At 30.2% G+C, this 22,861-nt stretch carries 23 protein-coding genes; 11 read left to right on the top strand and 12 right to left on the bottom strand.

Annotated features, from left to right (window positions below):
- Positions 1 to 80 precede the first annotated feature (80 nt).
- Both queA and DIS07_RS03270 read right to left on the bottom strand, forming a co-directional pair.
- Positions 81 to 1,130, bottom strand: a complete 1,050-nt coding sequence (gene queA / locus DIS07_RS03265) for a tRNA preQ1(34) S-adenosylmethionine ribosyltransferase-isomerase QueA (RefSeq protein ID WP_109403779.1) — start codon at positions 1,128 to 1,130, stop codon at positions 81 to 83.
- Positions 1,131 to 1,202: 72 nt separating this feature from the next.
- Positions 1,203 to 2,432, bottom strand: a complete 1,230-nt coding sequence (locus DIS07_RS03270; protein WP_109403780.1) for a 3-phosphoshikimate 1-carboxyvinyltransferase — start codon at positions 2,430 to 2,432, stop codon at positions 1,203 to 1,205.
- 56 nt (positions 2,433 to 2,488) lie between these two features.
- Here DIS07_RS03270 and DIS07_RS03275 point away from each other — a divergent pair, with 56 nt between their 5' ends.
- Together DIS07_RS03275 and DIS07_RS03280 are read left to right on the top strand one after the other, a co-directional pair.
- Positions 2,489 to 5,596, top strand: coding sequence for a VPS10 domain-containing protein (locus DIS07_RS03275; protein WP_109403781.1), 3,108 nt, complete (start codon positions 2,489 to 2,491; stop codon positions 5,594 to 5,596).
- A gap of 123 nt (positions 5,597 to 5,719) precedes the next feature.
- Positions 5,720 to 6,331, top strand: coding sequence for a hypothetical protein (locus DIS07_RS03280; RefSeq protein WP_109403782.1), 612 nt, complete (start codon positions 5,720 to 5,722; stop codon positions 6,329 to 6,331).
- On the opposite strand, the gene DIS07_RS03285 is transcribed toward DIS07_RS03280, so the two are convergent.
- Genes DIS07_RS03285 through DIS07_RS03295 form a run of 3 tightly spaced genes read right to left on the bottom strand, consistent with a single transcriptional unit; the run spans position 6,328 to position 7,124 of the window.
- Positions 6,328 to 6,549 carry a hypothetical protein gene (locus tag DIS07_RS03285; protein ID WP_109403783.1) on the bottom strand — a complete coding sequence of 74 codons (222 nt, stop codon included), beginning with the start codon at positions 6,547 to 6,549 and terminating at the stop codon, positions 6,328 to 6,330. The genes DIS07_RS03280 and DIS07_RS03285 overlap by 4 nt on opposite strands.
- Positions 6,549 to 6,797: a hypothetical protein gene (locus tag DIS07_RS03290; RefSeq protein ID WP_109403784.1), complete on the bottom strand. Its 249-nt coding sequence runs from the start codon at positions 6,795 to 6,797 to the stop codon at positions 6,549 to 6,551. Before DIS07_RS03290 ends, DIS07_RS03285 begins: the two co-directional genes overlap by 1 nt.
- The gene (locus tag DIS07_RS03295; protein ID WP_109403785.1) at positions 6,798 to 7,124 is read right to left on the bottom strand and encodes a nucleotide pyrophosphohydrolase; all 327 of its coding nucleotides are present in this window, start codon (positions 7,122 to 7,124) and stop codon (positions 6,798 to 6,800) included.
- A gap of 191 nt (positions 7,125 to 7,315) precedes the next feature.
- Here DIS07_RS03295 and DIS07_RS03300 point away from each other — a divergent pair, with 191 nt between their 5' ends.
- Positions 7,316 to 8,500, top strand: a complete 1,185-nt coding sequence (locus DIS07_RS03300; RefSeq protein WP_109403786.1) for an outer membrane beta-barrel protein — start codon at positions 7,316 to 7,318, stop codon at positions 8,498 to 8,500.
- A 139-nt stretch (positions 8,501 to 8,639) separates the two neighbouring features.
- On the opposite strand, the gene DIS07_RS03305 is transcribed toward DIS07_RS03300, so the two are convergent.
- Positions 8,640 to 9,413 carry an alpha/beta fold hydrolase gene (locus DIS07_RS03305; protein ID WP_109403787.1) on the bottom strand — a complete coding sequence of 258 codons (774 nt, stop codon included), beginning with the start codon at positions 9,411 to 9,413 and terminating at the stop codon, positions 8,640 to 8,642.
- A gap of 59 nt (positions 9,414 to 9,472) precedes the next feature.
- The gene (locus DIS07_RS03310) at positions 9,473 to 10,186 is read right to left on the bottom strand and encodes a pyridoxine 5'-phosphate synthase (protein ID WP_109403788.1); all 714 of its coding nucleotides are present in this window, start codon (positions 10,184 to 10,186) and stop codon (positions 9,473 to 9,475) included.
- A gap of 66 nt (positions 10,187 to 10,252) precedes the next feature.
- Between DIS07_RS03310 and DIS07_RS03315 the strand changes: the two genes are divergently transcribed.
- The 8 genes from DIS07_RS03315 to murI all read left to right on the top strand — a co-directional run bounded on the left by DIS07_RS03315 (position 10,253) and on the right by murI (position 18,108).
- Positions 10,253 to 10,906, top strand: coding sequence for a CBS domain-containing protein (locus tag DIS07_RS03315; protein WP_235869083.1), 654 nt, complete (start codon positions 10,253 to 10,255; stop codon positions 10,904 to 10,906).
- A 31-nt stretch (positions 10,907 to 10,937) separates the two neighbouring features.
- The gene (locus tag DIS07_RS03320; RefSeq protein ID WP_109403790.1) at positions 10,938 to 11,837 is read left to right on the top strand and encodes an NAD kinase; all 900 of its coding nucleotides are present in this window, start codon (positions 10,938 to 10,940) and stop codon (positions 11,835 to 11,837) included.
- A 104-nt stretch (positions 11,838 to 11,941) separates the two neighbouring features.
- Complete coding sequence (gene porG, locus DIS07_RS03325; protein WP_181374522.1) at positions 11,942 to 12,619, top strand: type IX secretion system protein PorG; 678 nt, start codon at positions 11,942 to 11,944, stop codon at positions 12,617 to 12,619.
- 3 nt (positions 12,620 to 12,622) lie between these two features.
- On the top strand, positions 12,623 to 13,366 hold the full coding sequence (locus DIS07_RS03330) for an isoprenyl transferase (RefSeq protein WP_109403791.1): 744 nt from the start codon (positions 12,623 to 12,625) through the stop codon (positions 13,364 to 13,366).
- Positions 13,296 to 15,869, top strand: coding sequence for an outer membrane protein assembly factor BamA (bamA, locus tag DIS07_RS03335; RefSeq protein ID WP_109403792.1), 2,574 nt, complete (start codon positions 13,296 to 13,298; stop codon positions 15,867 to 15,869). Before DIS07_RS03330 ends, bamA begins: the two co-directional genes overlap by 71 nt.
- Positions 15,870 to 15,935: 66 nt before the next feature.
- A complete protein-coding gene (locus tag DIS07_RS03340) occupies positions 15,936 to 16,733 on the top strand; it encodes an OmpH family outer membrane protein (protein WP_109403793.1) in 798 nt (265 codons plus the stop codon).
- 12 nt (positions 16,734 to 16,745) lie between these two features.
- Positions 16,746 to 17,252, top strand: a complete 507-nt coding sequence (locus DIS07_RS03345; protein ID WP_109403794.1) for an OmpH family outer membrane protein — start codon at positions 16,746 to 16,748, stop codon at positions 17,250 to 17,252.
- 64 nt (positions 17,253 to 17,316) lie between these two features.
- Positions 17,317 to 18,108 carry a glutamate racemase gene (gene murI, locus DIS07_RS03350; protein WP_109403795.1) on the top strand — a complete coding sequence of 264 codons (792 nt, stop codon included), beginning with the start codon at positions 17,317 to 17,319 and terminating at the stop codon, positions 18,106 to 18,108.
- Here murI and DIS07_RS03355 read toward each other — a convergent pair.
- From DIS07_RS03355 to DIS07_RS03375, 5 genes are all read right to left on the bottom strand, one after another.
- A complete protein-coding gene (locus DIS07_RS03355) occupies positions 18,105 to 19,094 on the bottom strand; it encodes a PorP/SprF family type IX secretion system membrane protein (RefSeq protein WP_109403796.1) in 990 nt (329 codons plus the stop codon). The two genes, murI and DIS07_RS03355, sit on opposite strands and share 4 nt — an antisense overlap.
- A gap of 171 nt (positions 19,095 to 19,265) precedes the next feature.
- Entirely contained in the window at positions 19,266 to 19,967 is a 702-nt protein-coding gene (locus DIS07_RS03360) for a sulfite exporter TauE/SafE family protein (RefSeq protein WP_109403797.1), read from the bottom strand.
- Positions 19,967 to 20,413: a FixH family protein gene (locus DIS07_RS03365; RefSeq protein ID WP_109403798.1), complete on the bottom strand. Its 447-nt coding sequence runs from the start codon at positions 20,411 to 20,413 to the stop codon at positions 19,967 to 19,969. Before DIS07_RS03365 ends, DIS07_RS03360 begins: the two co-directional genes overlap by 1 nt.
- Positions 20,414 to 20,523: 110 nt before the next feature.
- A complete protein-coding gene (gene ccoG, locus DIS07_RS03370) occupies positions 20,524 to 21,945 on the bottom strand; it encodes a cytochrome c oxidase accessory protein CcoG (RefSeq protein WP_109403799.1) in 1,422 nt (473 codons plus the stop codon).
- Between the two features lie 50 nt (positions 21,946 to 21,995).
- The gene (locus DIS07_RS03375) at positions 21,996 to 22,856 is read right to left on the bottom strand and encodes a cbb3-type cytochrome c oxidase N-terminal domain-containing protein (protein ID WP_109403800.1); all 861 of its coding nucleotides are present in this window, start codon (positions 22,854 to 22,856) and stop codon (positions 21,996 to 21,998) included.
- Positions 22,857 to 22,861: the final 5 nt, after the last annotated feature.

Below are 22,861 nucleotides of genomic sequence, written 5' to 3' on the forward strand. Positions count from 1 at the left end.
CTTGATTCAGTATCTTTTGCAAAAATACAAAACCTCGCAATAAACTTGCGAGGTTTTAGAGTTTCAATATTGGTATCAAATTATATGATTAACATAGCATCTCCATAAGAAGAGAATCTATATTTTTCTTTTACTGCTACTTTATAAGCTTCCATTAAAAAATCATATCCAGCAAATGCTGCGGCTTGCATCATTAAAGTAGATTTTGGCAAATGAAAATTAGTAATCATTGCATTGGCAATACTAAAATCGTAAGGAGGAAAAATAAACTTGTTGGTCCAACCTTCGTAAGCATTTAATTGCTGATTAGAAGAAACTGAAGATTCTATAGTTCTCATTACCGTTGTACCTACTGCACAAACTTTTCTTTTCTCTGCTTTGGCTTTATTTATCTTTTCTGCAGATGCTGCAGGAATAATAATTTGTTCAGAATCCATTTTATGCTTAGACAAATCTTCTACTTCTACAGGACTAAATGTACCTAAACCTACATGCAAAGTAGTTTCTGCAAAATCTACCCCTTTAATTTCTAAACGTTTTAATAAGTGTTTAGAAAAATGTAATCCTGCTGTAGGAGCTGCAACTGCACCTTCATGCTTTGCATAAATGGTTTGGTATCGTTCTTCATCTTCTGGCTCTACAGCTCTATTAATAGCTTTAGGCAATGGCGTTTCACCAAGTTCTACTAATTTTGTTCTAAATTCCTCATAAGAACCATCAAACAAAAAACGTAAAGTTCTTCCTCTAGAAGTTGTATTGTCTATTACCTCGGCTACCAGGCTATCGTCTTCGCCAAAAAACAACTTATTTCCTATTCTTATTTTTCTTGCAGGATCTACCAAAACATCCCATAATCTATTTTCTGCATTAAGTTCTCTTAATAAAAAAACTTCGATTCTTGCACCCGTTTTTTCTTTATTACCATACATTCTAGCAGGAAAAACCTTGGTATTATTCAACATCATGATATCACCTTCATCAAAGTAATTAATAACGTCTTTAAAAAGTTTGTGTTCTATGGTGCCTTCTTTTCTATTTAATACCATTAAACGAGACTCATCTCTGTGTTCTACTGGGTACTGTGCTAATAATTCTTCTGGTAAGTCAAATTCAAAATTCGATAATTTCATACGTATATTTCTTATAAAGGCAGCAAATATACGATATCGAAATAGGCGTTGTCAAGTGTTTGACAAGATAATTTAGAGTTTATCTATTTTAATACCAATTTGTTGCATGTCTTCCCAAAATTTTTGGTATGATTTTGTAACAACTTCAGCGTCTAAAATTTTTATTGGAACTCGTAAAGCTAAAGGTGCAAATGCCATTGCCATTCTATGGTCGTTATAGGTCTCTATAGCAATATTTTTATTGATTTCTGATGATTTCTCTAAATGCAAACTTTTATCAGTTACAGAAATTGATGCTCCTAATTTGGTTAACTCATTTTGTAATGCTACTAACCTGTCTGTTTCCTTTATTTTTAGGGTATGCAAGCCAATTAAATCACACGAAATCCCTTCAGAAAAACAAGTAACTGCAATTGTCTGTGCAATATCTGGAGCATTTTTTAAGTCTAACCTTAACACTTCTTTTTTAGTTTCACTTTCCTTTTTTAAAGTGATAAAATGCTTGCCAAAAGTGGTAGAAACCCCAAAGTGTTTATAGATTTCAGACAAACAAGAATCTCCCTGTAAACTTTCTTTTTTGTAAGCCGACAATTGTATAGTAGACCCAATTTCTGATAACGCAACAATTGAGTAAAAATAACTAGCAGAAGACCAATCGGATTCTACTACTACAATTTGATTTTTTATGGTTTTCTTTGGTTGTACTTTTATAATATTATCTTCAAAACTAGTTTCAATTCCTAATTGATTTAGTAAACTCAATGTCATATTTATATATGGAATTGACGTTATTTTACCAACCAACTCCACTTCTAAACCATTTTCTAATTTTGACGCAATTAATAATAATGAGGAAATATATTGGCTGCTTACATTTCCGTTTATGGAAACTTGATTTTTGGTAATTTTTTTTCCTTTAATTCTTATTGGAGGATAACCTACTTTCTCTTTGTAAGAAATTTCTGCTCCTAAATCTTTTAACGCATTTACTAAAATCTCGATAGGCCTGTTTTGCATTCTTTCAGAACCAGTTAAAACCACTTCTCTATTTTCTTTTACAGCAAAATAAGAAGTTAAAAATCGCATTGCTGTTCCTGCATGACCAATATTTACAACTTCTTCTTTTGTAGAAAGCGCGTGTTGCATGTGAACAGAATCATCCGAATCTGATAAATTTTCAATTTTAATTTCTGGAAATAAGGTTTGAAGAATTAACAATCTATTCGATTCACTCTTAGAACCAGAAATGGTAATTTCTTCACTTATTTTTTTATCCGCTAAAACATTTAACAATATGTCCATTCTAAAAATTGATTTTAATTCTTACTTTTAGTGTTCTAATCAACAACTTACCAACAATGAAAAAATTATTTTTTCTGGCGATTTGTGTCTTTTTAGCAACAAACGCCAAAGTTAATGCACAAAAAAAATCTACCAAAGTTTCTGACGAATATTTTAGCGCACTAAAATGGAGAAATATTGGCCCTTTTAGAGGCGGAAGAAGTGCTGCTGTTACAGGTGTTTCTGGAAAAGCAAATCTTTTTTATATGGGATCGACTGGTGGTGGAGTTTGGAAAACTACTGATGCGGGTGGTACTTGGCAGAATATTTCTGATGGTTTTTTTGGAGGGTCTGTAGGTGCTGTTGCAGTTTCTGAATCTGATAATAACGTAATTTATGTTGGAATGGGGGAAAAAACAGTTCGTGGAAATGTTTCTTCTGGTGATGGAATTTGGAAATCTGAAAACGCAGGAAAGACTTGGCGTCACATTGGTTTAAAAAATGCTAGACACATCCCTAGAATGAGAATTCATCCTAAAAATCCAGATGTTGTTTATGCTGGTGTTTTAGGTGATTTATACAAACCATCTCAAGAAAGAGGTGTTTACAAATCTACTGATGGAGGTAAAACTTGGCGTAAAGTTCTATTTTCTAATGAAAATGCTGGAGTAATCGATTTAATTATCGACCCTAATAATCCAAGAATTTTATTTGCTACAACTTGGAACGTAAGAAGAACCCCTTATAGTTTATCTTCTGGTGGTGATGGTTCTGCGCTGTGGAAAAGTACAGATTCTGGAGAAACTTGGACTAATATTTCTAAAAATAAAGGTTTACCAAATGGAATTTGGGGAATTAGCGGAGTAACAGTTTCGCCTGTAAATTCTGATATTGTTTATGCTTTAATAGAAAATAAAAAAGGGGGAGTTTATAAATCTTACGATGCTGGTAAAACATGGAAACTGATTAACTCTGAACGTAAATTACGTCAAAGAGCTTGGTATTACACTCGTTTGTATGCTGATACTCAAGATGAAGACATTTTGTACGTTTTAAATGTACGTTATCATAAATCTACAGATGGGGGTAGAACATACAAAACTTATAATGCTCCTCACGGTGATCATCATGATTTATGGATTGCTCCAGAAGATAATCAAAGAATGATTATAGGTGATGATGGTGGGGCTCAAATTTCATTTGATGCTGGTGAAAATTGGAGTACTTACATGAATCAACCTACTTCTCAATTTTATAGAGTTACTACCGACAATCATTTTCCATATCGAATATTAGCAGCACAACAAGATAACTCTACCGTTCGAATAGCACATCGAACTTCGGGGAGATTTATTACTGAATCAGATTGGTCATCAACCGCAGGTGGAGAAAGTGCTCATATTGCTGTAGACCCAAATAACAATGATATTGTTTACGGTGGAAGCTATGGAGGATTATTAACGAGAGTAAATCATAAAACCAACGAAGTGAGAGCTATTAACGTTTGGCCAGATGACCCTATGGGACATGGTGCAGAAGATTTTAAATATCGCTTTCAGTGGAACTTCCCAATTTTCTTTTCACCAAATAATAAAAAGAGATTGTATGCGGCTTCTAATCATTTGCACATTTCTGAAAATGAAGGGCAATCTTGGAAAGTAATCAGTCCAGATTTAACAAGAAACGATCCCAAAACCCTTGGTCCATCTGGTGGTCCAATTACAAAAGACAACACTGGAGTGGAATATTATGGAACTATTTTCGCAGCAACAGAGTCTGCTTTAGAACCCGGTTTAATTTGGACAGGTTCTGATGATGGTTTAGTTCACATCAGTAAAAATAATGGACAAACTTGGACTAATGTAACTCCAAAAAAAATGCCTGAATGGATGATGATTAATTGCATAGAAGTTCATCCTTTTGACAAAGGGAGTGCTTACATAGTTGGCACCAAATATAAAACAGGAGATTATAAACCATACATCTACAAAACTGAAAATTATGGAAAATCTTGGAAACAAATTACCAACGGAATTGGTGAAGAGGATTTTACAAGGGCTTTAAGAGCAGATCCAAAAAGAAAAGGATTATTATATGCTGGTACAGAAAGAGGTATGTATATTTCTTTTGATGATGGTAAAAACTGGCAAACTTTTAAACAAAATTTACCTATTGTACCCATTACAGATTTAGCCATTAAAAACGATAATTTAATTGCTGCAACTCAAGGTCGTTCGCTGTGGATTATTGATGATTTAACGCCTTTGCATCAATTAAATGCATCAACACTTAAACAAGATGTTGTTCTATACAAACCAAAAGATGCTTATAACATGAGTGGTGGTAGAGGAAGAACTTCTAGAACTTTGGGAACCAACCATCCTGGAGGTGTTGCTATCAATTATTTTATCAAAGAAAAAACAGAAAAAGATGTGGTAGCATTAGCTATTTATGATGCCAATGATAATCTCATCAAAAAATACTCTACAAAACCAGACAAAGAAAAAAAGGAAGAAAAACTAAAAGTTGAAGATGGTAATAATATTTTTTATTGGAATATGATGTACCCTGGAGCAGAGTCTGTAAAAGGAATGATTTTATGGTGGGCCTCTTTGGGTGGACCAATGGCTTTACCCGGAACTTACAAAGTAGAATTATCTGTGAATAACAAAAAAATGAGTCAGCAATTTTCTATATTAAGAAATCCTATTTCTGAAGCAAATGTTGCTGATATGAAAGCGCAGTTTAATTTTATCAATGACATCAATAAAAAGATGACAGAAATTCATAAAGCGTTAAAAAATGTAAAGAAAATTCGTTCTCAAGTTGGTTTGTTAAAGAAATCTATAAAAGATAAAAAGAAACACAAAGCTTTATTAGATTATGCTGAAACTTTGGTAAAAGATATGACAAAAATTGAAGAGACTTTGTATCAAACAAAATCTAAAAGTGGGCAAGATCCATTAAATTTCCCGATTCGTTTAAACAACAAATTGGGGCATTTAAACTCATTAACTCGAATTGGAAACTATGCTCCTACACAACAAGCTATTGATTTTAAAAATGAAATCACAAAAGATATTGATGCAGAATTGAGCAAACTTTACCTGATTTTTAATATTCGAGTAAAAGAATTGAATAAAAAAGTGAAAGAAAGTAATATTGATTTAATTCAGTTAGATTAATTACATGAATCCAAAAAAACCAAGAGCGGCAATATTGTCGCTCTTTTTTTACTTTAATATTTTCTATTCTAAAAATATTTGATAGATTTACACATTAACCTCTAAATCATAAAATCTTCTCTTATGAAGAAAAAAATTATTTTCGCTAGCATCTTCTTCTTATTAATTACCGTTTCAAGTCAATTTATTTTTCATCTCGATATTAAACGACAATCTTATGATACAAAAATCATAAATATTTCTGGTAAACAAAGAACTTACAGCCAGCAAATAACAAAGATTGCATTGTATGCTAATGAAGTTAAAAACCTTTACAGGTATTATATAGATTTAGATTCTTTATCTACGATTGTAGATGATTTTTCGCAAGACAATTATTACCTAAAAAATATTACGTCAAAGAATTACAAAAACGAAACTACTGATGCACTTTTTAAAGAAAATCAAGTGTATTTTAATAAGATTGTAAATGCAGCCAATAGAACTATTGACAACCCAGATAGCCAAGAAATCTTCGAGGAATTTGTAACCAAAATCAAAGCCAACGAAGCAAAATTCTCTGCAACGATGGATAATTTAGTTAACGAATACGAAGCGATTTCTAAAAGAAAATTGGCCGGTTTCAGAAAAATACTAACACTCTACGGAGTGGTAACTGTAGTCTTTTTAATCTTTGTAATTTGGTTTATTATTATTCCGCTCTACAAGAAAAGTAAAACACTAGAATCCCATTAATTATATTTATTGTTCCATTGTCTTTTCCAGAATTTAATTCCTTTCATTACAAAGACAAAAAGAATTGCAAAAACCACAGAAGATAAGGTTTGAGCTACTACATTAAATTCTAAATTGATAAAATATTTAATCAAAAATGATATAACAAAGTGGAGTAAGGCTAATATAAAAACACCTAAAATTACTTTTTTAGCATTTCCACCATTACTACTAACCATTATTTCATATTCTTATTGGTTATATAAAGACCATAAATAGTACTAAAGACTATCTTAAAACCAAAAAAGTTTTTCCATTTTCCTTCAGCAAAATTGTTTTTGTTCAAGGTTTCGAAATCACCAGAAAAAATCTCTGAAGAGCTATTTATTAATAAAGAAATAAGTGTTACAATTATAAAAAAAGGAATCGCAACTTTTGCGAAATTTGTCCAAAATATTGGTTGTTTTATTTTTTCTAAAAAGCTCATTTATTTTAGTTTTTGATTGTTATGATGACGGTCGTGGTCGCGTTTTGTTTTAATATCTAATTTCTTTTCGAAAGCCTCTTTTAAATCTACACCTGTTTGATTTGCCAAACATAAAACTACAAAAAGCACATCTGCCAATTCTTCGCCTAAATCTTTATTTTTATCCGATGCTTTTTCACTCTGCTCACCATAGCGTCTTGCTATAATTCTAGCAACCTCACCAACTTCTTCTGTTAGTTGCGCCATATTAGTAAGCTCATTAAAATAACGAACTCCATGGTTTTTAATCCAATCGTCTACTTGTTTCTGCGCGTTTTGTATGTTCATATTTCTTTAGTAAAAGGTTCACGAATTAAAAAACAAAGATAACCTTTATGAAATTATTTAGTTTGTCTCTAAACTAATTTTCTGATAACTTCGCCAACTGCGAATTTTAAACATTTAAATGGTGCATAGGCTTGTTACCATTTTGTATTATTACAACGTAACATTTTAAAGATTAATAAATTAAAATAATTATGAAAATAAAACTATTATTTCTTTTAACCATAATTTTAAGTTTTAATGGCTACTCTCAAATTTCTTTTGAAAATGGATATTACATTGATAATAATAATCAAAAAATTAATTGTTTAATTAAAAATCTTGATTGGGAAAATAATCCAACTCAATTCACATATAAACTAATAGAAAATAGCAAATCAAATAAAAAAACAATAAAATCGGTTAAAGAATTTGGGATTCATAACTCTTTAAAATATGTAAGAAGCGCTGTAAATATTGATAGGACTAGTAAATACGTAGGTGAATTGGATAATGAAAAAAAAGCTGTATTTCAAGAAGAAGAACTCTTTTTAAAAGTATTAGTCGAAGGAAAATCTACCTTGTATAGTTACGTTGACAGTAATTTAACAAGATATTTTTACAGTATCGGAAAATCTAATATTAAGCAATTAGTTTTTAAAAGTTATATAACACCTGAATATAAAGTTGGAGTAAATAATAGATTTAGAAATCAGCTATGGAATGATTTGAAATGCTCTGACATCAAAAAGAACAGAGTAAAAAATTTAAAGTATAGAAAATCAGATTTGGTCAATTTTTTTGTAGCCTATAACAGCTGTACTAATCAAGAATATATCAACTTTGAAGAAAAGCAAAAAAAAGATTTATTTAATTTGACTATCAGACCTCGACTAAATAGCTCATCATTAGCCTCTAATTATAGAAATACTAATATTGAAAACGAACTAGGTTTTGGTTTTGGAATAGAAGCCGAATTTATTCTTCCTTTTAATAAAAATAAATGGTCACTTTTGATTGAGCCCACTTATCAAAGTTTTATGGTAGAAAAATCAAATGATGGAAGTTTAAACGATGTAGATGCTAATTATACTTCTATTGAATTCCAAGCAGGTGCAAGACATTACTTATTTTTAAACGATAAATCGAAAATTTTTATAAATGCTTCTTTATTAGTTTATGATTTAATTTCCAATGATTCACAATTTGATTCATTGAAAATCAGAACATCATACAATGTGGGTTTTGGTTTTGGTTTAAAGTATAATGATAGATACAGCATAGAGTGTAGATATCAAGGACATAGGCCAATGTTGTTAAGTACGGATTCAGATTTAGATTTTGAATGGGCTTCGAAATATAAAACATTATCAATAATATTTGGATATTCTCTATTCTAAAAAACCACACTTCACACTTAAGTGTGTATAAAAAATACTGCTGTTACACAAAACAAAGGTTGTTCCAAGTTTGCAGGGGTTATATTCATAAATTCTTCGCACAAAAAAGGCAACCTTTCAGATAAAAACCATTAGCACATTACCCCAAAAATGCACAAACCTCTGCATAAAAATCTTTAGGATTTTCTGCGTGCAACCAATGGCCAGCATTTTTAATTGCTACAATTTTTGAATTCGGGAAATGTGCTTCTATAATAGGTTCTTCTTCTTGAGTAATATAATCTGATTTATCACCTTTTAAAAATAGCGTTTTGTTTTCGAAAGTAGTAAATGGCGGTAAAGCTTCACCAACTTCTGGGTTATTTTCTGTTAAAGAAGCTAAATTAAAACGATAGGCTAACTGTCCTTTCTCTTTCCAATACACATTTTTTAACAAAAACTGTCTTACACCAAATTCTGGAATGAGTTCAGCTATTTTTTTATCTACCAAACTTCGAGTATTTTGAATAGAAAAATCAATAGCATTTAACCCTGCTAAAATAGCATTATGATGCGGTTGATATTGTCTTGGAGAAATATCTACAACAATTAATTTATCAACCAATTCTGGATACGTAACCGCAAACAACATTGCCGTTTTCCCGCCCATAGAATGCCCAATTAGGTGAAATTTCTCCAATTGATAATGCTTTATATAGCTATACAAATCTTCTACTAAAACTTCGTAATTAAACTCATCTGCGTGAAAACTTCGTCCGTGATTTCTCTGATCTATTAAGTGAACCTCAAAATCATTAGAAAACTGATTTCCTAGTGTTTTCCAATTATCAGACATACCAAAATATCCATGTAAAATAAGTAATGAGGTTCCAGTTCCTTTTATTGTTGAGTGTAAAATTGGATTATTAGACATTTAGATAGTTGAATTTTTTGATTCGATATAAACTTGTCATTTCTACTTTATGGAGAAAACTATTTTAAACGATGTAAATACATATTCACAACATTCTCTATGCCCAAATACAAACTCTCAGCAATTAAAGCATGTCCAATAGAAACTTCTGCTAAATTTGGAATATTATCTTTAAAAAACTTAATATTATCTAAACTTAAATCATGACCAGCATTGATTCCTAAACCTAATTCGTGTGCTAAAACTGCAGCGTTTGTATAAGGTTTAATTGCTTCTGTATTTCCTTTTTCAAACTCACTTGCAAAATGCTCTGTGTACAATTCAATTCTATTTGTTCCTGATTTTGCCGCAGCTTCTATCAATTTTAAATTCGTATCAATAAAAATAGACGTTCTAATTTCATTTTGTTGAAACTCTTGAATTACTTCTTTCAAAAAAGATTGATGTGCAATTGTATCCCATCCTGCATTAGATGTAATAGCATCTACAGCATCTGGCACCAAAGTAACTTGAGTTGGTTTTACTTCTAAAACCAAATCCATAAAAGATTTTATAGGGTTTCCTTCTATATTATACTCTGTGGCTACAATATTTTTTAAATCTCTTGCATCTTGATAACGAATATGTCTTTCATCTGGCCTAGGATGAATGGTAATACCCTCTGCACCAAACTCTTGTATATCTGACGCCACTGTTAATAAATTGGGTACATTACCGCCTCGAGAGTTTCGTAAAGTTGCTATTTTGTTGATATTTACACTTAACTTTGTCATTGTCTAAAATTAGACTACAAAGGTAAATTATTAAATCATTTTATCCTATATTCGTAAAGCATGAATATGAACGAATACATATTAGAAGAAATAAAACCCCTTCGTTTAAAAGATAGTGTAAAAAATGCTCAAGAAATTTTTAACAACTACCCTATTACCCATTTTCCAGTAATTGAAAATAATAAGTTATTAGGTTCTTTTGCCGAGGATGACATACAAACCATAGAAAACAAAGATGGTGAATTAGTCTCGTATGCACATCTTTTAAACTCTTTCTTTGCAGATGAAAAAGCAACAGTTTTAGAATTGTTAAAGATTTTTGCAGATAACGACACTAACATTATTCCTATTCTTAATGAAGATAAAGATTATTTAGGTTATTTTGATTTAAGAGACATTTTAGATGTTTTTTCTACAAGTCCTTTTATGATAGAAGAAAGTGAAACTTTAATCATCGAAAAATTAAGGAATGATTATGCAATGAGTGAAATTACACAAATAGTAGAATCTAATGGTGGAAAATTATTAGGATTATATATTTCTGAAAAATCATCAGAATTCGTACAAATTACCTTAAAAATTATTTCTGATGAAATAAATGAAATCATGCATACATTTAGAAGATATGATTATAAAATTATATCTATGCACGAAAATGACATTTATTTAGAAGATTTAAAAAATCGATCAGAATATTTACAGAAATATTTAGAAATGTAAGTCAGCTATAACCTTAAGTAAAAAGAGTATTGTGAAAAAAGCAGCAATTTACGGTCAATCTTACGCAATTTCATCAGAAAAAGAAATTCATACATTGCTAAATGTTTTGGAGAAAAATGAAATTGACTTTTGTATTGAGTATGAATTTTATCAACTTTTAACCCAACATAACATTTTAAAAGACAATTACAAATGTTTTAAAAGTTTTGATGACTTAGACCGTTCTTTTGACATTATGTTTACTATTGGTGGAGATGGTACTTTTTTGCGTTCTGTAACTCACATTAGAGATTTAGACATCCCTATTTTAGGTATCAATACAGGAAGGTTAGGTTTTTTGGCAATCGTACCTAAAGATGTCATAGAAGAAAGTATAGAGTTAGTTCTTAAAGGTGATTATTCTATACAAGAAAGATCTCTACTCTCGGTTAACACAGAACCAAAAACAGCAGATTTTGCAGAACTTAATTTTGCATTAAACGAAGTTACCATAGCTAAAAAAAATACAACTTCTATGATTGGTGTAAAAACATATTTAAACCAAGAATACCTTACAAACTATTGGGCGGATGGTTTAATTATTTCTACTCCCACCGGTTCTACAGGTTATTCTTTAAGCTGTAATGGACCCGTTATTTTACCAGACTCTAAAAACTTTGTAATTACACCTATAGCACCTCATAACTTAAATGCCAGACCTATGGTTATCTCTGATGAAACCAAGGTAGAATTAGAAGTGGATTCTCGAGAAAAAAGCTACTTAATCTCTTTAGATTCTAGAGTTACAAGTGTACCTAAAGACACCAAAATATTTATTAAAAAATCTTCTTATACCATAAAAAGTATCCTTCCTAAGAACCAATCTTTCTTAAAGACTTTAAGAAGTAAATTATTATGGGGAGAAGACATCAGGAATAAAACAAATCATTAAACTTTTTTACAATATTTCTTTAAAATAATTGTTATTCAAAAAAGACTGAGTATTAACTTTATAAAGCAAATTGAAATCCCTATATTTGCTCGCTATTTTTTAGAATGAAAAACAGTTTATTATTTATAATTATCACAAGCTTATCTCAAATAGTTATGGGACAAGTTCATGAAATTGGTGTCTCTTTTGGAGGCTCTAATTACGTAGGCGATATAGGCAATAATTATTTTATTTACCCTAACAAGCCTGCTGGTGCTTTATTTTATAAGTTTAATTGGAATCCTAGGGTTGCTTTAAGAGGAACTTATAGCTTTTTACCAATTGAAGGTGATGATGCTAAAGCTGATACCAATTTTAGAAATATTAGAAATATTAATTTTAGTAATACTATACACGAATTGGCTGTAGGAATAGAATATAATTTTTATGAATATGATGTATCTTCATCAGATAAATCTTGGACTCCATATATTTTATTAGAATTAGCTGGTTATAATTATACTAATGTTACATCTCATTCTTCTACCGGAAGCCCTATTTTTGGTAATAAAAGCTCAATAGCTCTTCCATTAGGAATTGGATTTAAATCTAAATTATATCGAAAACTCGCATTTGCCATTGAAACCAAATTTAGATATACTTTTGTAGATGATTTAGATTTCGTAAACAACAGTACTCCTAATGTAAATGTAGAAGGTACTGGAAATGATTGGTATATGTTTACTGGGTTCTCTTTAATTTATACTTTTGGAAGACCTGCATGTTATAAAGACGGATTTTAATTTATGGATAAAAAACTACTCATCGATTTACAAAGAGTTCCAAAACATGTTGCCATTATTATGGATGGTAATGGGCGTTGGGCTAAAGGTAAAGGTATGAACAGAATTTTTGGTCATAGAAACGCCTTAACTGCTGTTAGAGAATCTGTAGAAACTGCAGCAGAAATCGGTGTTAGCGCTATAACTTTATATGCTTTTTCAACAGAAAACTGGAAAAGACCTAAAAGAGAAGTAGACGCACTTATGAGCTTACTTATTGATTCTCTCAAAAAAGAACTGCCTACTTTTCAAAAAAACGGAGTTATTGTTAATTCTATAGGAAATACAGATAGCTTACCTAAAAAAGCACAAAATACATTATTTGATGTCATTAAAAAGACAAAAAACAATACTACAATTACTTTAACACTAGCTTTAAGCTATGGTTCAAGAGAAGAAATTGTTAACGCTATTAAAAACATATCTAAAAAAGTTGTTAATAAAGAGCTTAATTTAGAAGAAATTAATGAAAATACTATAAATAACCATTTATATACATTTAATTTGCCCGAAGTTGATTTAATGATTAGAACTAGCGGAGAACAACGTATTAGTAACTTTTTATTATGGCAAATGGCTTATGCCGAATTATATTTTACCGATGTACTTTGGCCAGATTTTAGACAAGAGCATTTTTATGATGCAATTATTGATTACCAGAATAGAGAACGAAGATTTGGAAAAACAAGTGAACAAATTACAGAATAATTTTTTAAAAAAATTACCTTCTGCGGCTATAGTGCTTTTACTATTATTTTTTACTTTAAATGTAAATGCTCAAGTACAAAAAGACACAATTAAGAATATATCTTATCAAAAAGGTAAAGAATATATTTTAGGTGGTATTTCGGTAACTGGTTTAAAGAAATTTAGCGAAGAAACTGTTAGGGTTTTTACAGGACTTAGAATTGGTCAAGTAATAAAACTACCAGGAGATAAACTTACTAGTGCTATAAAAAAACTTTATGAAAGTAAACAATTTAGTAGTGTAGATGTTTATTTGGCAAAAATGGACGGTAACTCTGTTTATCTTCAATTTAATGTTTTAGAATTGCCTCAACTTAGTGATGTGAAACTTACAGGTTTAAAAAAGGGTAAAACAAAAGACATCTTAAAAGAAACAGAACTTAAAAAAGGGGTCATGGTTACTGACAACTTAGTGGTAACTACCAAGAATTACATCATAAAAAAATATACCGATAAAGGGTTCCTAAAAACTAAAGTAAATCTAGATTTAAAAGCTGATACTACAGACATTAATACAGTTAAAATGTCTATACATGTAGACAAAGGGAGAAAAATAAAAATTAAAGACATTTTCTTTAAAGGGAACAAAGCTCTAAGTGATAAAAAACTTAGAAAAGCAATGTCTAATACAAAAGAAAAATTTATAGGGCGTTTTTGGAAAGGCTCGAAATATATAGAAGAAAACTACCAAACAGACTTAGAAAGTATATTGGATAAATATAGTAGACTAGGTTATAGAGATGCTCGTATTTTAAGTGATAATATTTCTTGGAATGATGACAACACGATTAACATTAATATAGAACTTGAAGAAGGTAGACAATATCGTTTTTCTGAAATTCTTTTTGTAGGAAATAAAGAATATACAGACGAAGAACTAAGTAGTCTTCTTAAAATACAAAAAGGAGATATATATAATGGTGCTGTTTTAAAAGAACGTGTTCAAGGTGATGGTTCTCCAAATTCGCAAGATATATCTACTCTGTATCAAAACAATGGTTTTCTTTTCTCAACAATTAATGCGGTAGAAACAAAAGTAAAAAACGATTCTATTACTGTAGAAATTAGAATACGAGAAGATGAAAAAGCACGCATAAGAAAAGTTACTGTTTCTGGAAACGATAAAACAAATGACCATGTAATTTTTAGAGAATTAAGAGTTAAACCTGGAGATTTATTCAGTAGAAGTGCTATTATTAGATCGATTAGAGAAATTGGTCAATTAGGTTTCTTTGACCAAAATGTAACACCAGATGTTTTACCAGATTATCAAAACAAAACAACAGATATCGACTTTACAGTGACAGAAAAAGGAGGTAGTCAAATAGAACTACAAGGAGGTTATGGTGGAGGTTCTTTTATTGGAACTTTAGGTTTATCTTTTAATAATTTTTCTATTAAAGATATTTTTAACAAAGAAGCATACAAACCATTACCTATGGGTGATGGACAAGCATTATCGCTTCGATTACAAACCAGTAGAACATTTAGTACTTATAGTTTTTCTTTTACAGAGCCTTGGTTAGGAGGTAAAAAACCTAAGTCTTTATCGTTTTCTGTTTATTCATCAAACCAGTATCAACTTAACCCTCAAACCTTTGATGTAGATCGCAGTAGAAGTTTAGGTATTATTGGAGCTTCTGTTGGCTTAGGTCAACGTTTAAAATGGCCTGATGACTATTTTCAATTATCTCAAACAATAGCATATCAAAGTTTTAGATTAAAAAACTACGGATTTAGAGTTGGAGCAGATGTTTTAAGCCAAGGAACTTTGAATAACTTATCATACAGTGCCAATATTTCGAGAAACTCTGCTGGTCCAAGTTTAATATTCCCAACCTATGGTTCAGAATTTTCTTTTGGTGTAAAAGCAACTTTTCCTTACTCTTTGGTAAATAATAAAGATTACTCAAATTTAGATACTGAAGAAAAATACAAATGGTTAGAATACTACAAGTTTAACGCAAAAGGGAAATGGTACACTTCATTTACAGATAAATTAGTTTTAATGACTAATGCTGAAATGGGATACCTCGGTTTCTACAACTCAGAACTAGGTTATTCTCCTTTTGAACGTTATTTTGTTGGTGGAGATGGTATTGCTGCGTTTCAATTAGATGGTAGAGAAGTAGTTGGTTTGAGAGGATATGAGAATAACAGGTTATCTTCTATAGATGGTGGAACGATTTATAATAAATTTCAGTTAGAACTAAGATATTCTATTTCAGATGCACCTTCTGCTTCTATATATACTTTAGGTTTTTTAGAAGCTGGTAACTCATATGACAATTTTAAGACATATAATCCGTTTGAATTAAAACGTTCTGCTGGATTAGGTGTAAGAATATTTATGCCTGCTTTTGGTTTATTAGGGATAGACTTTGCACATGGTTTTGATCCTTTACCTGGGCAAAATGTAAAATCTGGTTGGCAAACGCATTTTATTATTGGAAGACAATTCTAAGAAAACTGTACATTTGTAATGCTAAAGTTTTTTTGGCACGGTTTTTTCTAAACACATATTATACAAATGAAAAAAACAATTTTAACCCTCGTTCTTTTATTTACTGTAACCGTATTTTGGTCTCAGAAAAAGCAATTAATCGCTTATATAGATATGGAATATATTTTAGAAAATGTTCCAGAATATCTAGAGGCTCAAAACACACTTGATGGTAAAATAGCAAAATGGAGAAAAAAGTTAGATGATCAACAAAGGCATATCGAAGTTCTAAAGACAGATTTAGCCAATGAAAAAGCAATTCTTACGAAAGATTTAATTGAAGAAAAAGAAGAAGAAATTTCTTTAAAACAAGTAGAACTTAGAAGGCTAGAGTCGTTATATTTTGGTCCAAAAGGAGATTTATTTCAAGTAAGAAAGCAATTGGTTCAACCAATTCAAGATCAAGTTTATAATGCGATTCAAAGTATTTCCAAAAGAAAAAAATATGATTTCGTATTCGATAAAACAAGTGATTTAGTAATGCTTTATTCGAATAAAAAATACGATATTAGCGACCTTGTTTTATCGACCATTGATAGAACGCGATTAATAAACAAAAAAAACGAGCAAAAGAAATCGAAAAAGAATGTTAAAAAAGCTAGTCCAAAGAAAGAATTAACAGAAAAACAAAAAACTGCAGTTAAAAAAATAGAAGATGCTAAAGCTAAAAAAATTGCAGATAAAGAAGCTAAGAAAAAATTAATAGAAGAAAGAAGAAAAAAGCTTTTAAAACAAAGAGAAGAAAAAAGAAGAATTTTAAGAGAGAAAAAAGAAGCTTTGAGAAAGAAGAAAGAACAAGAAAAAAAAGACAAGAATAATAATTAAATTAAAACAAGAATGAAAAATTTTAAAACGTTACTATTAATCGCTGTATTTACTTTAGGTGTTGCTGGTGTTGCAAATGCACAAAAAATAGGTCATATAGACTTTGAAAAATTAGTAGCTGAAATGCCTCAAACAAAAGCTTTAAAACTTGATGTTGAAAAATTGGGTAAAACTTATCAAGCAGAAATTGAAGGAATGGCAAAAAAGTTAGATGCCAAAATGAAAAAATATACTGCAGAACAAAATACACAAACTAAAGAGACTAACGAAAAGAGAGCTTTAGAAGTTCAACAAGATAGATCTAAATACGAGCAAGCTAGACAATTAGCATATCAAGAAATGCAAAAGAAACAAAATGATGGTTTAGGACCAATCATTAAAAAAGCTCAAACTGCTATCGAAGAAGTTGCTGCTGCTAAAGGTGTATCATATGTTTTGGATGCATCACCAGGAAAGGGTTTATTAGTTAAAAAAGGAGAAGATTTATACAATGCTGTAAAAGCAAAATTAGGTTTCTAATTTAAAATTTTTAATAAAACAAACTAAACCTACTGAAATCAGTAGGTTTTTTTATTTTTACACTATGATGAATAACCCTATTGGCATTTTTGATTCTGGAGTTGGCGGAACTTCTATCTGGAAAGAAATAAATGCACTACTTCCTTCTGAAAATACGATTTATCTTTCCGATAGCTTTAACGCACCTTATGGAGAAAAAAACAAGGATGAAATTATTCAGTTATCGATAAAAAACACGGAGTATTTACTTGATAAAAATTGCAAGTTAATCGTTGTTGCTTGCAATACTGCTACAACAAATGCTATTAAAGTTTTAAGAGAAAAATACAAAGTCCCGTTTATAGGTATTGAACCAGCAATAAAACCTGCAGCACTAAAAACAAAAACAAACATTATTGGTATTTTAGCTACAAAAGGGACTCTTAATAGCGAATTATTCGAGAAAACATCCAATGCATTAGATCAAAAAATTATACGCAAAGAAATAGTTGGTAAGGGTTTAGTAGAGTTAATTGAATCGGGAAAACTAAACTCAAAAGAAATGAATACCCTACTTCTTAAATATTTAAAACCTTTACTTCATCAAAATATAGATTGCCTCGTCTTAGGTTGCACTCACTATCCATATTTAATTCCACAAATTAGAAAAATTGTAGGTAATAAAATTAAAATCATTGATTCTGGTGAAGCTGTTGCCAAACAAACAAAATTTATTTTAGAGAAAAATAAATTAATTCACTTTTCTAAAAAAAATGGCACTCATCATTTCTTTATTAATAAACAAAAACAAGTTTTAGAAAAACTTATTAATAAAAAAGGTATAGAAAATATTATAATTGAAGAACTAAAGTTTTAAAAACCTCCAAAGTTCGAATTTATATTCGGACAAGCGGCAGCTCGTGGTGCTGTAGTTTTAAGATTTATTCCTAAAGAAACTTGATGAAAGCCAGAACTTGTTAAAACAACATCATTTAATTGTCTTGTGTAGGTATAAGAAAACATAAGATTTTTATAATTCAACCCAATAATAGGTGTAATAAATTTTGAGTTTTCTATTGAATTACTTTCAAAGTATTTTCTGTAAGATAATGCGGCCCAAATACTAGAATTCCCAATTTTTTTATAAGCTTTAAGATTTATATCAGCAATTCTATCTCCTGTACCTTCTCTTAACTGAATCATAATAGAGGGTTCTAGTTGTATAAATCTGCCTTCACCAAAAAAATATCCAGCAGAAAGAACATAATTTTTTAAATCTAAAGTTTCTTGAACGTTTAGGCTATTTTTAGCTGTTAAAAATAAATTTTTTACTGTAAAATAAGATGAAAATCCATCTAAATGATAGGCAACGCTAAAATCTGCATTGTAATAGCTTGTACTTTGTATTATCTGATTTATTACATTAGGTCTATCACCAAAAAAAGATCTTTGATCCGATTGATTCTGAACAAAAGTAAAAGATAAACCAAATGATAATTGATTAAACAATTTCCCATTTCCCATGGGAAGATGGTATGCATATGTTCCTTGAATTCCTTTTTGAGAATGAAATCCATTTTTATCATTAAACAAAACAAGCCCATATGCGGCATTAGAGTACTCGCCAACCTTTGAGTGGTAACTTAATGTTTGTAATGCAGGAGCATTGGGTATACCTGCCCATTGTTGTCTTGCTGTTAATCTTAATTTACTAGAATTTCCTATACCTGCTGCAGAAGGATGGATTAAATAAACGTTATCTGATAAATAATCTTGATAAATAGGTAAAGTTTCTTGAGAACTGGATTTACTGACAAAAAAAACAGCAAAAATTAAAACAAAACGGAAGTATATTACCCTCATTAAAGACCAAAATATTTATCAAACACCAAATATATTATTTTTCAAATAATAATGGCGTTTATACTAAAAGTATTAACACTATTTTATTTAACTATAACCCTAGGATTATATTGTACACCAATAAACAAATTCTTTAAAACATTAAATAGGACTCTTAACTTATTACTAGGTTTAATTATGGCAAGGTTTTACTGAAGAAACCAAATCGAGAACAGGTTCTGGAGAAATATAAGGAATACCCAACCCTAAACCTCTTAGTACAAACAATACTCCAATAAAAACAACAACAACTGGAATAACACTTTGTATTTTTTTTCTAAAAGTAGCTTTGGTAAAATTTCCTAAAAAGACAACTGCTGTCATTAACGGAATAGTTCCTAATCCAAACAAGAACATATACATACTACCTTCAAAAGCATTTGTTGTTGCTAGGGCTCCAAAAACTGCCATATAGACTAACCCACAAGGTAAGAAACCGTTTAAAAAACCAATAATAAAAAAAGTATCGTTTCTTTTCTTTTTCAATTCTTTTCCTAAAGCATTCTTAACTTTAAAAATGATTTTATTTATTCCTTTCGAAAAATTTATTTTAGAAAAAAACTTTGGAAAAAGGATTACTAAAATCATACTAATTCCAACAATTATAGAGAGTTGTTGCTGAAATCCGAAGAAATAAAAACCTTTTCCTAACAAACCAAAAAGTAAACCTATTAAACTGTAGGTAAATAATCTTCCTAAATGATAACTTAATATTTGAAAAATTCCTTTGGATTTATGATGTCTATCAATTGGTAGCATAAAGGCAATAGGACCACACATTCCGATACAATGGAAGCTACCCAATAATCCAAAAATAATTGCCGATAGAAACATTAAAAGTTCAATTCTTTTTTAAATAAATAAGGTGTATTTTTATAGTTCCAAGAAACTGTTATGTTCCAACGACCATCTAACAAACGTTTCTCAGGCACGAGCAAATATGTATTAGTTATCGAAATAGGCATTTCGAAATCTAATTGTTTATTAGATGGTCTATACAGGAACACTTTGCCTTTAATTTTTTCAGGTATAAAATTAGGGGGGAATATTATCTGCAAACCTTCTGGTATTCTGTTTAAAGTAATGTTTTTCTTTAAAGCTTTTGCATTTTTTGTAGCGTCAATTTCATTTTGATATTTTAATTCTTGCTGATAATATTTGTCTGTAACCAGATCATGACTATAGGTATTATCTGTACTCATGGTAATTACAAAATACATTATAAAGCTTATAAAACCTACAATAGCCAATGCAATACCTGTTCCCCAATTAAATTTCATAATCTAAATTTTACTCTAAATGCCTTCAAGATTTCTCCTAACGTCGAAACGACAAAAACATTCTATTTTATTAATAACTCGCTCCTTCCAGTTTCAAACTTCCAACGAAACTACTTATAACTTCTAGGTCCTAAAAAGTTAGTTATCGTTGTTTCGATTAATTTGTCACCACTAAAAACACCTATTTCTAATTTTTCTTTATCGCCTTTTATAGCTGATGCATTTAGCTCAATAAATAAAGTACCTTCTGCCAATCCTTGTTTTGGAACTTTAAAATTGTGATTTGAAACTAACTTAATTGTTCCTTTATGAGATAATATTTTATAACTCACATCAGCAATATCTTTTGTGGTTTTATTAATCACTTTATAGGTGTACACATTGCTAATAATATTATTTTCTTTATGCTGATATAATTGTCCTGGTAATCTTAAAATAGTTGCTTCTACATCATTTCGTAAAAACAACATCCCTATTAAAATACCAACTAAAATAAAAAGTACAGCAGAATAGCCTTTCATTCTTGGAGACAATTTGAAAGGTTTTTTCTTGTCAATATTGTCTTCACTAGCATATCTAATTAAGCCTTTTGGTAAGCCTACACTTTCCATCATATGGTCACATTCATCAATACAAGCTGTACAATTTACACACTCTAATTGAGTACCGTTTCTAATGTCAATTCCTGTAGGACAAACAACCACACATTGCTTACAATCGATACAATCACCTTTTCCTACAGAAGCTCTATCTTCATTTTTTCGAAATTTTGCTCTTCCTTTTTCTCCTTCTCCTCGTTTATAATCGTAAGCTACATTTATGGTTTTGTTGTCTAATAACACCCCTTGTAATCTTCCATATGGACAAGCAATAATACAAACTTGTTCTCTAAACCAAGCAAATACAAAATAGAACACACAAGTAAAGATAATTAGTGAAATTAATGTACTAATATTATCTAAAGGATTACCTGTAATATAACTTATCAACGTATCACCGCCAATTAAATAGGCTAAAAAAACATTGGCAATTAGAAAAGAAATTACAAAGAAAATAAACCACTTTAAAAGTCTTTTTCTAATTTTCTCTGCATTCCAAGGTTGTTTATTTAACCTTATTTGTTTTCCTCTATCTCCATCAATCCAATATTCTATTTTACGAAAAACCATTTCTAAAAAAATGGTTTGTGGGCAAATCCATCCACAAAAAATTCGTCCAAAAACTACAGTAAAAAGAATGATAAAAACCACTCCAATTATCATCGAAATGACTAGCAAATGAAAATCTTGCGGCCAAAACGGAAATCCGAAAATATTAAACTTACGTTCTAAAACATTAAAAAGTAAAAACTGATTTCCATTAATTTTAATGAAAGGAGAACTTAATAAAATAAAAAGCAGAAAGTAACTTACATAACTTCTATACTTGTAAAATTTACCACTTGGCTTTTTTGGAAAAACCCAAGAACGCTTACCTTCTTGATTTACAGTAGCAATACTGTCTCTAAATTGTTCGTCCTTGGGCGTTTCCATTGTCAATAAAATTGAAAATAATATTTTCTTTATTATTTATATTATTTAGTCTATTCTTCTACCCATTTTTCTCCTTGTGGAGCTTTAGGGTTAGCAGGTGTTGTTCCTTGTAAAGAAATAACATAACTTGCTACCTTGGCAATATCTACTGCTTTCAAGGTTTTATTCCAAGCAATCATCCCTTTACCATCTCTACCTCCATCATGGATCGTTTTGAAAACATTTTTGATCCCCCCGCCTAAAATCCAATACTCATCTGTTAGATTTGGCCCAATAGAACCGCCTCCATCTTCTAAATGACAAGACGCACAGTTTAATTTAAAAACGGCCTTACCTCTACCTAAATCTTTGTCATCTGTTAATAAGGTTACATTATCTGCAGTGATTAAATCTGCTGGAGCATTTTCTCTATATTTTTTTAATTCTGCCTTTGCCTCTGCAACTGCTTTATTATATTCTATAGTTTGATTGTCTCCATCTAAAACATGAAATCTTACCAAATACACAACAGCAAAAACAATTGTTGCATAAAACATGTATACCCACCATGGTGGAAGCGAATTATCTAATTCTCTAATTCCATCGTAATTATGATCTAATACAATTTCTTCTTCTTCTTCGATATCTTTTGCTTTCGTCCAAGATTTTAATAATCTCTTTATCCAAGCATTCGATTCTTCAGGAACAATTCCGTCTTTTTCATTTTGAAGTTCTTTTGCTTTATTATAAGCAATTGTATTTACCATTTCTTTTAATACGATTACCAAAATAAATCCGATAAGCGCTAACCAAACTAATGGATTCTCATACACATCAAATGGGTTTTCGTACACCATAAACGACTTTGCAAGCGCAATAAACGTAACAATTACAAAGGTTATATATATTATAGATTGAAAGGATTTTTTCATTGTAT

The sequence above is a fragment of the Polaribacter aquimarinus genome, from assembly GCF_003129485.1.
GTDB lineage: Bacteria > Bacteroidota > Bacteroidia > Flavobacteriales > Flavobacteriaceae > Polaribacter > Polaribacter aquimarinus.